Source organism: Leptothrix discophora (genome assembly GCF_030705305.1).
Lineage (GTDB): Bacteria > Pseudomonadota > Gammaproteobacteria > Burkholderiales > Burkholderiaceae_C > Sphaerotilus > Sphaerotilus discophorus.
The window spans coordinates 787,026-802,511 of the sequence record NZ_JAUZEE010000001.1; the positions used below are offsets into that span (position 1 = coordinate 787,026).

At 73.0% G+C, this 15,486-nt stretch carries 5 protein-coding genes and 1 tRNA gene; 3 read left to right on the forward strand and 3 right to left on the reverse strand.

The window, feature by feature from the left end:
• Positions 1–127: 127 nt before the first annotated feature.
• On the forward strand, positions 128–574 hold the full coding sequence (locus Q8X39_RS03495) for a four-helix bundle copper-binding protein (RefSeq protein WP_305748219.1): 447 nt from the start codon (positions 128–130) through the stop codon (positions 572–574).
• 7 nt (positions 575–581) lie between these two features.
• Here the strand turns inward: Q8X39_RS03495 and Q8X39_RS03500 are convergent, their stop codons facing one another.
• Positions 582–2,537: an O-linked N-acetylglucosamine transferase, SPINDLY family protein gene (locus tag Q8X39_RS03500; RefSeq protein ID WP_305748220.1), complete on the reverse strand. Its 1,956-nt coding sequence runs from the start codon at positions 2,535–2,537 to the stop codon at positions 582–584.
• 275 nt (positions 2,538–2,812) lie between these two features.
• Positions 2,813–11,386, reverse strand: a complete 8,574-nt coding sequence (locus Q8X39_RS03505; protein ID WP_305748221.1) for a heme utilization protein — start codon at positions 11,384–11,386, stop codon at positions 2,813–2,815.
• 394 nt (positions 11,387–11,780) lie between these two features.
• On the opposite strand from Q8X39_RS03505, the gene Q8X39_RS03510 reads away from it, so the two are divergent.
• Entirely contained in the window at positions 11,781–14,795 is a 3,015-nt protein-coding gene (locus Q8X39_RS03510) for a tetratricopeptide repeat protein (RefSeq protein ID WP_305748222.1), read from the forward strand.
• Between the two features lie 43 nt (positions 14,796–14,838).
• Positions 14,839–14,914: transfer RNA gene (locus Q8X39_RS03515), tRNA-Thr, on the forward strand.
• A gap of 127 nt (positions 14,915–15,041) precedes the next feature.
• Here the strand turns inward: Q8X39_RS03515 and Q8X39_RS03520 are convergent.
• Positions 15,042–15,482, reverse strand: coding sequence for a YidB family protein (locus tag Q8X39_RS03520; protein ID WP_305748223.1), 441 nt, complete (start codon positions 15,480–15,482; stop codon positions 15,042–15,044).
• Positions 15,483–15,486 lie beyond the last annotated feature (4 nt).

Here is a 15,486-nt window from a genome sequence, read left to right on the forward strand (position 1 = left end):
TCGGAGTGGCGGAGCACGCGCGTCAGCCCGCGCTCGGCTGCCCAAGCTGGAAAACCGAGACAGCGGCGGTGAGAATGAAAAAACGGCCGCTGAAGACGCGGCCCATCCAACCATCCGGAGGAAAACCATGGATCGTCGCACCCTCATCCAGACCGCCAGCACCGCTGCGTTGGCCGCCTTCGCCACGGCCGCTGCCGCCCAGGCCAAGGACCCGCATGCGCACCACCATCACCACGGTGCCGGCATGAACGAGGCACTGGTCAGCTCGCTGAGCGCCTGCCTCATCACCGGCCAGGCCTGTCTGGCGCACTGCCTGGTGTTGCTGGGCCAGGGCGACAAGGAAATGGCCGCCTGCGCCCAGTCGGTCAACCAGATGCTGGCGATCTGCGATGCGCTGCAGAAGGTCGCGATCCAGCAGGGCAGCATGCTCAAGGACCTGGCCAAGGTCGCGGCCAGGACCTGCGAAGCCTGCGAGAAGGAATGCAAGAAGCACGCGTCCAAGCATGCCGAGTGCAAGGCCTGCGCCGACAGCTGCGCGGACTGCCTGCAGCAGTGCAAGGCGGTCGGCGCCTGAACGCGCCTCAGCGCCGCAGCGCGCCGGACATCGCGTCGCGGGCGCCGCCCAGCTGGCTTTCGCGCCAGAGCGCGATCCAGATCGCTTCGAGGTTGCGCGTGTAGCCGTCGATGTCCAGCAGCGCGCTGGTCGGGCGGGCTGCGGCCAGCTTCTGCCGGCAGGCGGCGAGTTCGGCCGGCTGCTGGCCCAGACGGATCGCCAGGGCCTCGTAGTCGGCCACGCGGTGCGTGACCAGCTCGGGCAGGCCGGCCGCGTGCAGCAGGCTGCCGGCCACCCGCGACGGGAAGGACTGGCCGCTGTAGGTCAGCACCGGCAGGCCCGCCAGCAGCGCGTCCGATGCGGTGGTGTGGGCGTTGTACGGGTGCGTGTCGAGGAACAGGTCGGCCTGGCGGTAGCGCGCGAGGTGGTCCTCGACCCGCGGCACGCGCTGGGCAAACACCAGCCGATCGGGCGAGATGCCGGCGGCCTGCGCGGCCGCGCGCAGGTTGTGCTGCGAGGCGGCGCCGCGCGACATCAGCCACAGCACGCTGCCCGGCGTGGCGGCCAGGATGCGCATCCAGGTCGCAAACATCGGCGGCGAGATCTTGTAGTCGTGGTTGAAGGAGCAGAACACCACGCCGGTCTCGGGCAGGCCGCATTCGGCGCGCGTGGGCGTGCGCTCGGCGATCTCCAGGCCGGCGGCGGCCGGCAGGTAGTTGTCGGGCAGGTAGACCACCCGTTCGTCGCAATGCGCCTGGTGCTCGGGCGGGATGACGTGGCGGTCGGCCACGATCACGTCGATGTGCGGGTTGCCCAGCGTGCCGGGGTAGCCGAGGAAGTTGACGTGGACCGGCGCCGGGCGCTCCGAGAAGATCTCGTTGCGCGAGTCGGCCGTGTAGCCGGCCAGGTCGATGGCGATGTCGACCTCCAGCGCGCGCATCAGCCGGGCGATCTGCGGCGCGCTGAAGGGGCGCGCGTCGATGAAGCGGTCAAAGCTGCCCTGCATGCGCGCACGCAGCCGGCTGCCGTCGTCGATGCCCAGCGAGATCGCGATGGTCTCGAAACGACGGCGGTCGTGGCGCTCGAACACGCCGGCCATCAGGTGGCCGACCGGGTGCTCGCGCAGGTCGGGCGAGACGTAGGCGATGCGGATGCGGTCGTGCCGGTAGCGCTCGCCGCGCCACAGCGGTTCGCGGGTCGGGTAGCGCTGGCGCGAGAACAGCTGGGCGGCGCGCTGGTGGTCGGCCGCGTCGTCGGTGATGGCCATGAGCGCGAGCGACTTGCAGGTGCGCTTGCCGGCGCGCAGGCCCTCGACGATCTGCGTGCGCAGCTCGTCGAAACCGGTCCAGTCGCAGCGGTGCAGGCGCTCGTAGAGCAGCATGCCCGGGCCGTAGTCGTAGTCGGGGTTGATGGCCAGCAGCCGCTCGAACATCGCGGTCGCTTCCTCGCTGCGCTTGAAGTCGGTCAGCAGCACCGCGCAGTTGGCCAAGGCGGTCTCATGCTCCGGCTTGATCGCCAGCACGCGCTCGAAGCGGGCCAGCGCCTCGGCGTGGCGCAGCATCTCGCGCAACAGGACACCGGAGTTGATCAGGACCTCGGTGAAGTCGGGCTGGACCGCAAGCGCGCGGTCGTAGCTGGCCAGCGCGGCGTCGCGCTCGCCGGCGCCCTGCAGTGCCGTGGCATGGGCGAACCACAGTGGCCCGTAGCCGGGCGCGAGCTGCACGGCGCGGTCGAGCAGCGTCCGGGCAGCCGGCATGTCGGGCTGCTTGAGCAGGATCACGGCCAGCGAGTAGAGCCCGGCCGGATCGGCCGGCTGATCGACCAGGTAGGCCTCCAGCAGCACCCGCGCACGGTCGAGCTCGCCGGCGTTCTGCAGCGTGATGGCCTGGATCAGCCGCTCGCGCGGATCCACGGCAGGCGCGGGCGCGGCCGCGGCGGTGGCGGCGACAGACGGGGGACGTGCTTCGAGGGTGGCGGCGGACATGCGCAGGGTGTCTTTCCAGCGCACGGGGGTGCGCCTGTACACCCCGGATCTTGGCGAGCACCCGGCCGCCCGAAGCACGAAAAACGGGCTGGGGAGCGGGCCAGTTCGCGGCTTGCCCCACCAGGACGGACGCCGCGCCGCCCCTGGCCCGGCGCACCCGTGAGGCGTGCGGCGGACCAGGGGACGGACAGCGGCGTTCGAGGTGCCGGCCGGCGGCCGTTCTGTGACGGCTCGTCGGGCTCGGCGGCAGTTCCCTTCGCAGGATCAGTTCATGCTCAGATCAGCGGCGTGTTGCGCAGCTGGTCTTCCAGGCTGCTGTCGGGGGTGGGCAGGATGACGGCGGCGTGGACCATCTGGCTGTCGGCCGCTGCGGTGTCGGCGGCGTGAGTCGCCGTCTCGTTCGCGGCGCCGGCAGCGGTCGGCGTGGCCGGTGTCTGCAGCAGGTGGTCCGGGGCTTCGACCAGGACGTCCTGCAGGCTGACGGGCACGGAGGTCGTCGTCGCCGCCACCGGGGCCGTCGCATCGACGCCGGTCTGCTTGGCGAACCACACGTCGGCCATCTGGTGCGACTGGCCGTCGACCGTCTGGTAGCTCGAGGTCAGGCCCAGCAGGTTGCCGTTCTCGACCGTCTGGCCCGTGACCGCATGCAGGTCCATCGAGACGATGCCCAGGTCGGCCAGGCTGCGCAGTTCGCCCGTGTCCGTGATGCCGTCGGCGTCACGGTCGACCCAGACCTTCAGCTCGCGGAAGGCGGCGTCGGACTGGCTCAGCTGACCGTCATGGTTGCTGTCGAGGTCGGCCATCGCGGCGTAGCCGGTGCCGGCGCGCTGGCCATTGGCCAGCTGCGTGCCGCCGCCGAACAGCTCGCGGCCGTCGGAGATCTGGCCGTCGCCGTTGAGGTCGCGCACCAGCAGGCCGTCGTTGCCGCCGACCCAGCCGGTCTTCTCGGCCGTGCCGCTGGCATCGACGTCGAAGGTCACGCCCTGGGCGGCCGCGACGGTCTGGATGCCGTTGCCGTCCAGGTCCAGCACGATCGGGGTGGCCGCGATCATGGCGTCGATCTGGGCGTTGCTCAGCACCGCCACGTCGGTGGTCTCGAAGGCGGCGATCTGGGCCGTCGTCATGGCCGCGATGTCGGCGGTCTGCAGCGCCACGACCTGCTCGGTCGTCAGTGCCACGACCGCGTCGGTCGACAGGTGGCTGATCTGGCTGGACGTGAAGGCCACGATCTGGTCGGTCGTCAGCGCCTGGATCTGGTCGGTGCTGAAGGCCGCCACCAGGCTGGTGTGCAGCGAGGCGAAGTCAGCGGTCGAGATGGCCGCGATGTCGGTGGTCTCGAGCGCCTGGAACTGCGTCGTCGACAGCGCCTGGAACTGCGCGGTCGTCAGCGCGACCATGTCGTCGGTGCTCAAGGCCACCAGCTGGTCGGTGGTCAGCAGCGTGACCTGCGTGGTCGACAGCGCCGCCACCTGCGCGGTCGTCAGCGCGTCGATCGCGTCGCTCGTCAGGGCCTGCAGCTGGGTGCTGCTGAGCGCGTTGAGCTGGTGGCTGGTGAGTGCCGCCACCTGTTCGGTGGTCAGCGCGGCGATCGCGTCGGTGCCCAGGCCGGCCAGGGCACCGGTCTTGAGGGCGGCCAGGTCGGCTGCCTCCAGGGCCTGGACCTGTTCGGTGGTCAGCGCGCCCAGCGCGGTCGAGCTCAGCGAGCCGGCCTGCGTGGTGGTCAGCGCGGCGAGGTCGTCGGTCTGGATCGCGGCGATCTGGTCGGTCGAGAAGGCACCCAGTTCGGCCGTCGTCAGGGCCGCAGCCTGGGCCGTGGTCAACGCGCCGATCTGGTCGCTGGTGAGCGCCCCGATCTGCGAGCTGGTGAAGGCCCGGATCTCCTGGGTCGTCAGCGCGGCGATGTCGTCGGTCGCGATGGCGGCGACCTGCGTGCTGGTCAGGGCGGCGACCTGGGCCGTCGTCAGGGCGGCGATCTGGGCGGTGGTCAGGGCCTCGATGCCGTCGGTCGTCAGGCCCTGCAGCGCGGCGGTCTTGATCGCGGCGAGGTCGGCGGTCTCGAGCGCCTGGACCTGGTCGGTCGTCAGCGCGCCAAGCTGGGTCGAGCTGAGGGCGGCCGCCTGCGCGCTGGTCAGCGCGGCGATCTGGCTGGTGCCCAGCGCACCGACCTGGTCACTGCCGAGGGCAGCGATCTGGGTGGTGCTCAGGTTGCCGACCTGGCTGGAGGTCAGGGCGCCGATCTGGTCGCTCGACAGCGCGGCCAGCTGGCTGCTGCCGAGGCTGCGGACCTGGGCCGTGCCGAGCGCGGCGATGTCGTCGGTGGCAATGGCGCCGACCTGGGTCGTCGTCAGCGCCGCCACCTGTGCGGCCGTCAGCGCGGCGGCCTGGGCGGTGGTCAGGGCGACGACGCCGTCGGTCGTCAGGCCTTGCAGGGCCGTGGTCTTGATGGCCGCCAGGTCGGCGGTCTCCAGCGCCTGGACCTGGTCGGTCGTCAGCGCGCCGACCTGGGTCGAGGTCAGCACCGCGGCCTGCGCACCGGTCAGTGCGGCGATGCCGGCGGTGGACAGCGCGGCCACCTGGTCGCTGCCGAGGGCGGCGATCTGGGCGGTCGACAGGCCGGCGACCTGGGCGGTGGTCAGCGCGCCGATCTGGTCGCTGCTGAGGGCGCCCAGCTGGGTCGAGCCGAGGCCGCGCAGCTGCGTGGTCGAGAGTGCGGCCAGGTCATCGGTGGCGATGGCGCCGACCTGGGTGCTGGTCAGCGCGGCCACCTGGGCGGAGGTCAGCGCCGCCGCCTGGGCGGTGGTCAGGGCCTCGATGCCGTCGGTCGTCAGGCCTTGCAGCGCAGCGGTCCGGATGGCGGCCAGGTCGGCCGTTTCCAGCGCCTGGACCTGATCGGTCGAGAGCGCACCGAGCTGGGTCGAGCTGAGACCGGCGGCCTGCACCGCCGACAGCGCGGCGATGTTGGCGGTCGACAGCGCGCCGATCTGGTCGCTGCCCAGGGCGGCCAGCTGGGCCGTGCTCAGGCCGGGGATCTGCGCGGTGGTCAGGGCGGCGATCTGGTCGGTCGACAGCGCACCGAGCTGCGCCGAGGTCAGCGCGCGGATCTGCGCGGTGCCCAGGGCCGCGAGGTCATCGGTGGCGAGGGCGGCGACCTGGCCGGTCGTCAGCGCGGCCACCTGGGCAGTCGCGAGGGCGGCCACCTGGGCGGTGGTCAGCGCGTCGATGCCGGCCGTGTCGAGGGCCTGGAGCGCGGCCGTGCGCAGGGCGCGCAGGTCATCCGTCTCGAAGGCCTGGATCTGGTCGGTGCCAAGCGCGGCCAGCTGGCCCGAGGTCAGCGCGGCCGCCTGCGCGGTGCTGAGTGCGGCGATGTTGGTGGTCGACAGCGCGGCCACCTGATCGCTGCCGAGCTGGCCGATCTGGGTGGTGCTGAAGCCCGCGACCTGGGTCGTCGTCAGTGCGGCGATCTGGTCGGTCGACAGGGCACCGAGCTGCGCGCTGGTGAAGGCGCGCACCTGGGCCGAGCCGAGCGCGGCCAGGTCATCCGTCGCGATCGCGGCCACCTGGGTGGTGGTCAGCGCGGCAACCTGTGCCGAGCTGAGCGCGGCGGCCTGCGCCGTGGTCAGCGCCTCGATCGCGGCGGTGCCCAGCGCCTGCAGGGCGGCGGTGCGGATGGCGCGCAGGTCGGCGGTCTCCAGGGCCTGGACCTGGTCGGTCGACAGCGCGGCGACCTGGGCCGAGCTGAGTGCGGCGGCCTGGGCGGTCGTCAGCGATGCCACGTCGGCGGTGTCGAGCGCCGCCACCTGGTCGGTGGTCAGCGCGCCGACCTGCGCGGTCGTCAGCGCGGCGATCTGGGCCGATCCGAGGGCGGCCACGACGTCGGTGCGCAGGGCCTGCAGCGCGGCGGTGCGGATGGCGGCCAGGTCCGCCGTCTCGAAGGACTGGATCTGGTCGCTGGTCAGCGCGGCGACCTGGGTGGAGGTCAGCGCGGCGGCCTGGAGCGAGGTCAGCGCGGCGATGTTGGCGGTGCCGAGCGCCGCGATCTGGTCACTGCCGAGGGCGGCCACCTGCGCGGTGCCGAGGGCCGCGACCTGGGCGGTGGTCAGCGCACCGATCTGGTCGCTGCTGAGGGCGCCGAGCTGGGTGCTGCCCAGCGCACGCACCTGGGCCGCGCTCATGACGGCGAGGTCGTCGGTGGCGATGGCCGCAACCTGGTCGGTCGTCAGGGCCGCCACCTGGGCCGACGTCAGCGCAGCGGCCTGCGCGGTGGTCAGGGCCTCGATGCCGGCGGTGCCCAGGGCCTGCAGCACGCTGGTGCGGATGGCACGCAGGTCGGTGGTCTCGATCGCCTGGACCTGGTCGGTGGTCAGGGCGGCCACCTGGGCCGAGGTCAGTGCAGCGGTCTGCGCCGAGGTCAGCGCGGCGATGTTGGCGGTCGACAGCGCGGCCACCTGGTCGCTGCCGAGGGCGGCGATCTGGGCGGTGCCCAGGCCGGGGATCTGGGCCGTCGTGAGCGAGGCGATCTGGTCGGTCGACAGGGCGCCCAGCTGGCCCGTGCCGAGGGCGCGGATCTGCGCCGTGCCCATCGCGGCGAGGTCATCGGTGGCGATGGCGGCGACCTGGGTCGTCGTCAGGCCGGCCACCTGGGCCGAGGTCAGCGCGGCGACCTGCGCCGTGCTCAGGGCCTCGATCGCGTCGGTGCCCATGGCCTGCAGCGCGGCGGTGCGGATGGCGCGCAGGTCGGCCGTCTCGAGCGCCTGGACCTGGGTGGTCGTGAAGGCGGCGACCTGGTCGGAGCTGAGCGCGGCGGTCTGGGCCGAGGTCAGCGCGGCGACGTTGTCGGTCGTCATCGAGGCGATCTGGTCGCTCGTCAGCGCGGCGATCTGGCGGGTCGACAGGCTGCCGATCTGGCTGCTGGTCAGGGCGTCGATCTGGGCGCTGCCGAGTGCGGCGACCTGGTCGGTGGTCAGCGCACGGATCTGCGCGGTGCCCATCGCGGCGAGGTCATCGGTGGCGATGGCGGCGACCTGGGTGGTCGTCAGCGCGGCCACCTGCGAGGAGGTCAGCGCGGCGACCTGGGCGGTGCTCAGCGCGTCGATCGCGTCGGTGCCCAGGGCCTGCAGCACGCTGGTGCGGATGGCGCGCAGGTCGGCGGTCTCGATCGCCTGGATCTGGTCGGTCGCGAGCGCGGCAAGCTGCGACGAGTTCAGCGCGGCGGCCTGGGCAGACGACAGCGCGGCGAGGTGGTCGGTGCCGAGCGCGGCGACCTGGTCGCTGCTGAGCGCGGCGACCTGGGTGGTGCTGAGCCCGCCGATCTGGCCGGTCGTCAGCGCGCCGATCTGGTCGGTCGACAGGGCGCCGACCTGCGCGGTGCCGAGCGCACGGATCTGCGCGGTGCCCATCACGGCGAGGTCATCGGTGGCGATGGCGCCAACCTGGGTGGTCGTCAGCGCGGCGACCTGGGCGGAGGTCAGCGCGGCGGCCTGGGCGGTGCTCAGGGCCTGGACGGCATCGGTGCCGAGCGCCTGCAGCGTGGCGGTGCGCATGGCGCGCAGGTCGGCGGTCTCCAGGGCCTGGATCTGGTCGGTGCTCAGTGCGGCGGCCTGGGCCGAACCGAGCGCCGCAACCTGCGCCGATGTCAGCGCCGCGATGTTGCCGCTGGACAGGGCCGCCACCTGGGCGGTGTCGAGCGCGGCGATCTGGCCGGTCGACATGCCGGCGATCTGGGCCGAGGTCAGCGCGCCGAGCTGGTCGCTGGACAGGGCCGCGAGCTGCGCGGTCGTCAGGGCACGCACCTGGGCCGTGCCGAGCGCGGCGAAGTCATCGGTGGCGATGGCGGCGATCTGGCTGGTCGTCAGCGCGGCCACCTGGGCCGAGCTGAGGGCGGCCGCCTGGGCGGTGGTCAGCGCATCGATGGCATCGGTGCCGAGCGCGGCCAGCGCGCTGGTGCGGATGGCACGCAGGTCGGCGGTCTCGAGGGCTTGGATCTGGTCGGTGGTCAGCGCGCCAAGCTGCGACGAGGACAGCGCGGCGGCCTGCACCGAACTGAGCGCGGCGATGTTGTCAGTGCCGAGGGCGGCCAGCTGGGCCGTCGTCAGCGCGCCGACCTGGGCGGTCGACAGGGCGCCGACCTGGGCCGTGCTGAGCACGCCCACGGCATCGGTGGACAGCGATTGAAGCGCCGCGGTGCGGATGGCGCGCAGGTCGGCCGTCTCCATCAGCTGGATCTGGTCGCTGGTCAGGGCGGCGACCTGGTCACTGCTGAGGGCGGCGGCCTGGGCGGAGGTGAGCGCGGCGATGTTGTCGGTCAGCAGGGCCTGGATCTGGGCGGTGCCGAGTGCGGCGATCTGCGCGGTGTTCAGGCCGGCCAGCTGGCCGCTGGTGAGTGCCGCGATCTGGTCGGTGCCCAGGGCGGCGACCTGGGCGGTGGTCAGCGAACGGACCTGCGCGCTGGTCATCGCGGCGATGTCATCGGTGGCGATGGCCGCGACCTGGTCGGTCGTCAGCGCGGCGACCTGGGCCGAGGTCAGCACCGCGATCTGCGCGGTGGTCAGGGCCTCGATGCCGGCGGTGGTCATGGCCTGCAGCGCGGCCGTGCGGATGGCGCGAAGGTCGGCGGTCTCGAAGGCCTGGACCTGGTCGGTCGTCAGCGCGGCCACCTGGGTCGAGGTCAGCGCGGCAGCCTGTGCCGAGGTCAGCGCGGCGATGTTCTCGGTCAGCAGCGCCTGCAGCTGGTCGGTGCCGAGCAAGGCGAGCGAGCGGGTGCTCAGGCCGGCGGCCTGGGCCGTCGTCAGCGCGGCCAGCTGGTCGCTGGTCAGCGCCGCGATCTGCGCGGTCGTCAGCGCGTTCAGCTGGGCACTGCCCATGGCACCGAAGGCCTCGGTGCCGAGGGCCTGGATCTGGCCCGTCGTCAGTGCGGCGACCTGGGCATTCGTCAGCCCGGCGGCCTGGATCGAGCTGAGTGCGGCGATGCCGTCGGTGCTCAGGGCCTGGATGGCGGTGGACGTCATGCCACGCAGGTCGGCCGACTGCAGCGCGGCAATCTGGTCGGTGCCCAGGGCGGCGACCTGGCTGGAATTCAGCGCGCCGACCTGGCGGCTGTTCAACGCGACGATCTGGTCGGTGGACAGCGACGCGATCTGGGCACTGCCCATCGCGGCGACCTGCTGCGAGCTGAGGGCGGCGACCTGCACGGTGCCGATCGCGGCGACGCCGTCGGTGCTCAGGGCCTGGACCTGCTGGGTGCTCAGGCCGGCGACCTGGGCGCTGGTCAGCGCGCTGGCCTGGTCGGTGGTGAGCGCGCCGATCGCCTCGGTGCTGAGGCTGCGGACCGCCGCCGTGCGCAGGGCCTGCAGGTTCTCGGTCGTCAGTGCCTGGACCTGGGCGCTGCCCAGCACGGCCGCCTGGGCGGTGCCCAGCGCGGCAGCCTGTGCGGTGCCCAGTGCGGCGATGTCGTCGGTGGCGATGGCCGCGACCTGGGTGGTGGTCAGCGCGGCAACCTGCGCGGAGGTCAGTGCCGCCGCCTGCTCGGTCGTCAGCGCGTCCACGCCGGCCGTCTGCAGGCCGCGCAGCGCGGTGGTCCGGATGGCGCTCAGGTCGGCGGTCTCGACCGCCTGGACCTGCTCGGTGGTCAGGGCCGCGACCTGGGCACTGCTGAGCGCGGCCGCCTGGGCGGTGGTCAGCGCGGCGATGTCATCGGTCTCGATCGCGGCGACCTGGCTGGTCGTCAGCGCGGCGACCTGGCGGGTCGACAGGTGCTCGACCTGGCCCGTGGTCAGCGCGGCGATCTGGTCCGTGCCGAGCGCATGGATCTGGGTGGTCGAGATCGCCTGCACCTGCGCGGTGGTCAGCGCGGCGATGTCGTCGGTGGCCACGGCGGCGATCTGCTCGGTCGTCAGGCTGGCGACCTGGCCGGAGGTCAGCGCGGCGACCTGCTCGGTCGTCAAGGCCTCGATCGACGCGGTCCCGAAGCCCCGCAGCGCGGTGGTGCGGATGGCGGCGAGGTCCGTGGTCTCGAAGGCCTGGACCTGGTCCGTGCCCAGCGCGCCGAGCTGGCTCGAACTGAGCGCGGCGGCCTGCGTGCTGGTCAGCGCGGCGATGTCGCTGGTCTCGATCGCGGCGACCTGGGTGGTCGACAGCGCCGCGACCTGCTGGGTGCGCAGGCTCGACACCTGATCGGTCGTCAGCTCCGCGATCTGGCTGGTGCCCAGGGCGCCCAGCTGCGTGGTGGAGATCGCCTGGACCTGCGAGGTGGTCAGCGCGGCGATGTCATCGGTGGCGATGGCGGCGACCTGGGTCGTCGTCAGGCTGGCGACCTGGCGCGTGGTCAGCGAGGCGACCTGGTCGGACGTCAGCGCGACGATCGCATCGGTCCCGAGCGAACGCAGCGCCGTCGTGTTCAGCGCCGCCAGGTCGTCGGTCTCGATGGCCTGGATCTGGTCCGTGCTCAGGGCGGCAAGCTGCGGGGCGGTCAGCGCCGCAGCCTGCGCGGTCGTCAGCGCGGCGATCGCGGCGGTGCCCAGCGCCTCGATCTGCGTGCTCGTCAACGCGGCGATCTGCGCGGTGGTGAAGCCGGCGATCTGTTCGGTCGTGAACGCAGCCACCTGGTCCGTCGTCAGGGCCTGCATCTGGCGGGTGCTGAGTCCGAGCAAGTCGGAGGTTTCCATCGCCGCGATCGCGTCGGTGGTGATCACCGCCAGATCGGCCGTCTCGATCGCCGCCACCTGTGTCGAGGACAGTGCCGAAATCTGCTCGCTGGTGAAGGCTGCCCAGTCCTCGGTCGTCAGTGCGGCGATCGAACGGGTCGACAGGCCGGCGACCTGGGTGGTGGTGAGTGAGGGGACGATGGTGGCCATGGACTTTCCTGCGTTGACTGGGCGATGAGCGGATTGCCGACGGACCGGAATCAGCTTGCTCGTCGGGATATCGCCAACGGTGCCGGAAACTTGAGATGCCCCATCGAGCGAAATGCGCAGGCCGCGGCCGGCATTTCCGCGCCGCGGTCACCGGACGTGCCGATCCGCCGCAGCCGGCGTGCGATCGGTCACGAAGCACCGCCTCGCCGGCGTGTTCTGCCGGTTCCGGCCGACGCGGCGCCGGTCTGATCCAGATCAACCGCGCCGCCAGCCCGGTCCACAGAAGGGGCACGGTCACCGACCTTTTCGGGCCGTCGGCGTTGCGCCCTCGCGCGTAGGCTGGCGTCATCGCGCCGATGTCCCGTCGGTGCCACCCGATCGCACGCAGCCGCCCATGTCGTCGTCGACAAGACAACCGAATCCGCCGTCCCCCGCTGCCCCGTGGCCCTGGCCCCGGTGGTCCGGTGCCGACCTGGCGCCGCAGCGCGCCCTGCTGGTCCTCGCAGGCGCCGATCCGTCGTCCAGCCTGGCCTGCGCCGACGCCTGCGCCACGCTCGCCGGTCGCGGCATCCGCGTGCTGCTGCGCCTGCCCTCATCGCAGGCCGACTGGCTGTCACGCGTCTGGGGCGTCTGGGCGGTCTGGCCCATGGCGCCCGGCGACGACCCGGACGCCCTGCCCGACCCGGCCGGCGCACCGCCCGACCTGATCGACGCGGTCGATGCGTGGATCCCGCTGGCCGACCTGCCGTCGATGCTGCAACCGCCGGCCGAAGGGCCGTGGCCGCGCCTGCACCTGGGCGCCGTGCTGGTCACCAGCCTGTTCGCCGAAGCCGATGCGCAAGGGCAGCCCGATCGCGCCGACGCCCTCTGGATCGGCAGCTGCCTGGACGACGGCCCGTCAGGTGCGCCGGCCATGGATCTGCTCGATGGGCTGGCCGGGCCGCTGCAGATCTGCACATGGCACTGGCGCGATCCGGTCGTCGACCTGGATGCCCCAGCCCGGGCGCGTCGACTCGGCCGCTGGCCGGACCTGGGCGCGCCGGACACCGATCGCCTGTTGCTGGCTCGCCGCATGGCCACGCTCGACCTCCTGCTGACCGACCAGCCCGAGGCCGCGACGCTGGCCTGGTCGCTGGGCAAGCCGGTCTGGTGGCTGCCCGGCGACGCGGCCAAGGCGCCGCCGGCGGCCCTCGGACCGCTGCCGCAGGTGAGCGTCCAGGACCTGCCCGGCGCCCTGGCCGCCTGGGCCCCGTCGCGTCGCCATGCCTTGCGCAAGCTGGCGCCGGACGACGCCCTGGCCGGTGTGGTCGAGGCCATCACCGCCTGCCAGCAAGGTGCCCTCGACGCCGCCCGCGCCCACGCCATCCAGCTGCTGATCAGCCATCCGCAGCGACCGGATGCCTGGCGGCTGCTGGGCCTGATCGGCCAGACCACCGGCATGCCCGCCTGGGCCGCGCGCTGCCACGCGCGGGTCACGGCGCTGGCGCCGGCCTGGCCGGATGGCTGGAAGAGCCTCGGGCTGCTGCAACTCGAACTCGGGCAGCCCGATGCCGCGCTGGACTCGCTCGAACGGGCGCTGGCGCTGGCCCCGCAGGACGCGGCCGTGCGCGGGCCCCTGGCGCACCTGCATGAGCATCGCGACGGTGTCGAGCGGGCCATCACGCTCTACCGCGACGGCCTGGGCCACCAGCCCGGCGACACGGCCTGGCAACTGGCACTGGCCGCGCTGCTGATCCGCATCGGGGAACCGGAAGGTGCGCTGTCCTACCTCGATGCCTGCGCCCGCCAGCTGCCTGAGGACGATGCGGGCCACCAGCGCGCGCTGCGGCTGTCCGCCCAGGCCCATGCCGACCGCGGCGACACCGATGCCGCCGCCGCCTGCCTGCGCCGTTGCCTGGAGCACCACGCCGATGACGCCCGCGCCGCCGCCGACCTGGCCGCGCTGTATCGCAAGCGTGGCCAGATCCCGCGGGCTCGCGAGGTCCTGCTTCAGTCCCTGGCTGCGGCCGAGGCCAGGGCGGGCGATGCGGGCGAGGCGGCCACGACGTGGACCGACGCCGACCGGGCACGGCGCGACCTGGAAGCCTGGATGCTGCTGCGCCTGAGCGACCCGGCGCGTGCGCCGGACGACGACTGCGCCACGGCCTGCGCCACCTTGCTCGCCGGCGCAGGCCCGGACGCCTGCCCCGACACCGCCCTGTGGTGCGCCCTCGGACCGCTGCTGGACGGGCCCACGCTGGCAGGGCTGCGCCCATCCGTCCGCCCGGTCGTCATGCCGACCCCGGAGCGGCGCGCGCTGGGCAGCCGCCGGCCCCGACTGGCCTACGTCGGCTCGCCGGCGGCGCTGGCGCGTCACCAGGACCGGCTGCGCAGCCTGCTCGCCCGCCATGACCGCAGCCGGCTGGAGGTGCTGATCTGGCACTGGTCGGCGCCGCAGGACGACGGCCGGGTCGAGACCCCGGCCGGGCTGGACGCCGAAGACCTGGGCGCCGGCAGCGATGCCGAGCTGGCGCGCCAGATCCTCAGCCTGGAACCCGACGCCCTGGTCGACCTCGACGGTGACGCCTGGCAGGCACGCCCGGGCCTCTGGTCGCGCCTGCCGGCGGGGCTGAGGCGCGCGGTCTTCGACCGCTGGAAGGACCCGGAAATGGCGGCCTCTGCCGACGTGCCGGGCAGCGCCTGGCCCCTGGCGCTGGCCTGCGCCGGACCGCCCGACGCCCTGCAGGCCGGCAGCGCCCTGCGGCCGCGCTGGCGCGAGCGCCTGGACCTGCCGGCGCTGGCGCCGGTGCTGGCCTGCCTGGCGCCGCTGGAAGCGATGTCGACGGCCGACCTGGACCGGCTGTTCGCCCTGCTGCGCGCCTGCGCACCGGCCCACCTCTGGCTGGCGCCGGTCGACACGGCCGCCCGCGAGGGCCTGGCGACACGCGCCCGTGCCGCCGGGATCGAACCGTCACGTCTGCACGCGGTCGAGCCCGCTCGCCACGCGCATGCGCTGCGCCACGGTGGCCTGATGGCGGCCGACCTCTACCTGCAGCTCGCGCCGGACTGGCACGACGGCGTCCTGCCCGACCCGCTGGCCCAGGCGCTCGCCGCCGCGGTGCCGGTGCTGGCGCGGGGCGGCCGGGCCGACCCGTCCGGACGGGTCGCGGCGCTGATGCGCGCAGCCGACGCGCTCGAAGGTCTGCACGAGGACGTCGAGACCTGGCAGCAGGCTGCGCTGGGTCTGCTGCGCCAGCCACGCGAGCTGCTCGGCGCCCGCCAGAAGGGCATCACCCGTCACCGCAGCGCGGCGCTGTTCCAGGCCGCAGCCGTGGTCGCACGCCTCGAAGCGTCGCTCCTGGCCCGACCGCCCGGCACCGCCGGCAGCCGCGCCCACGAGCTGCGCCGACCTCACGCCGAGACCACTTGATCTCCCATCGATTCCCAGTCTAGAATCGCGGTCTTTCGCCGTAGCCGGCATAGCTCAGTTGGTAGAGCAGCGCATTCGTAATGCGAAGGTCGGGGGTTCGACTCCTCTTGCCGGCACCACTTCTCCCGATGAGAAGTTCCCGAAATGCGTAAACCATGCGTAAAAGCCGCCCCTGAGGCGGCTTTCTTGCGTCTGGGCCTCGTTCGGCCCCGGGGTGTTCAGCCCTGGATGCTCAACCCTGGATCGTCAGCCCTTGAGCATGCCCAGCAGCCCGCCCAGCGCGGACATGTCCGGCAAGGCATCGGGCACCTGGCCCGTCGGCGTGAGGCGGTCGACCAGCTGCGGCAGCAGGCTGGCGAGGTGGCCGCTGATGGCCTCCGGCGACAGGCCGAGCGACTGGGCGATGCCCTGCAGCTGGCCGTTGCCCAGCACCGACTGGATCTGCTCGGGCGAGATCGGCAGGTTCTCGCCGGTGCCGACCCAGGACTGAACCACGCCGCCCAGGCCCTGGCTCTCGAAGCTGGAGATCAGGCCCTGCAGGCCGCCCGTCTCCGGGTTGTTCAAGAGGCCACCGACGGCCTCCAGCAACCCGGACGGCGCGTCGCCACCCAGGGCGCCGCCCGCATCGCCTGCCGCATTCGTGACCGCGCCCAGCAACTGGCCGGCGACCGCATCGAAAAGTCCCATGGTT

What these genes read in the sequence shown, in the direction of transcription:
- Q8X39_RS03495 (WP_305748219.1), top strand. Translation starts at nt 128, where the DNA reads ATGGATCGTCGCACCCTCATCCAGACCGCCAGCACCGCTGCGTTGGCC.
- Q8X39_RS03500 (WP_305748220.1), bottom strand. Translation starts at nt 2,537, where the DNA reads ATGTCCGCCGCCACCCTCGAAGCACGTCCCCCGTCTGTCGCCGCCACC.
- Q8X39_RS03505 (WP_305748221.1), bottom strand. Translation starts at nt 11,386, where the DNA reads ATGGCCACCATCGTCCCCTCACTCACCACCACCCAGGTCGCCGGCCTG.
- Q8X39_RS03510 (WP_305748222.1), top strand. Translation starts at nt 11,781, where the DNA reads ATGTCGTCGTCGACAAGACAACCGAATCCGCCGTCCCCCGCTGCCCCG.
- Q8X39_RS03520 (WP_305748223.1), bottom strand. Translation starts at nt 15,482, where the DNA reads ATGGGACTTTTCGATGCGGTCGCCGGCCAGTTGCTGGGCGCGGTCACG.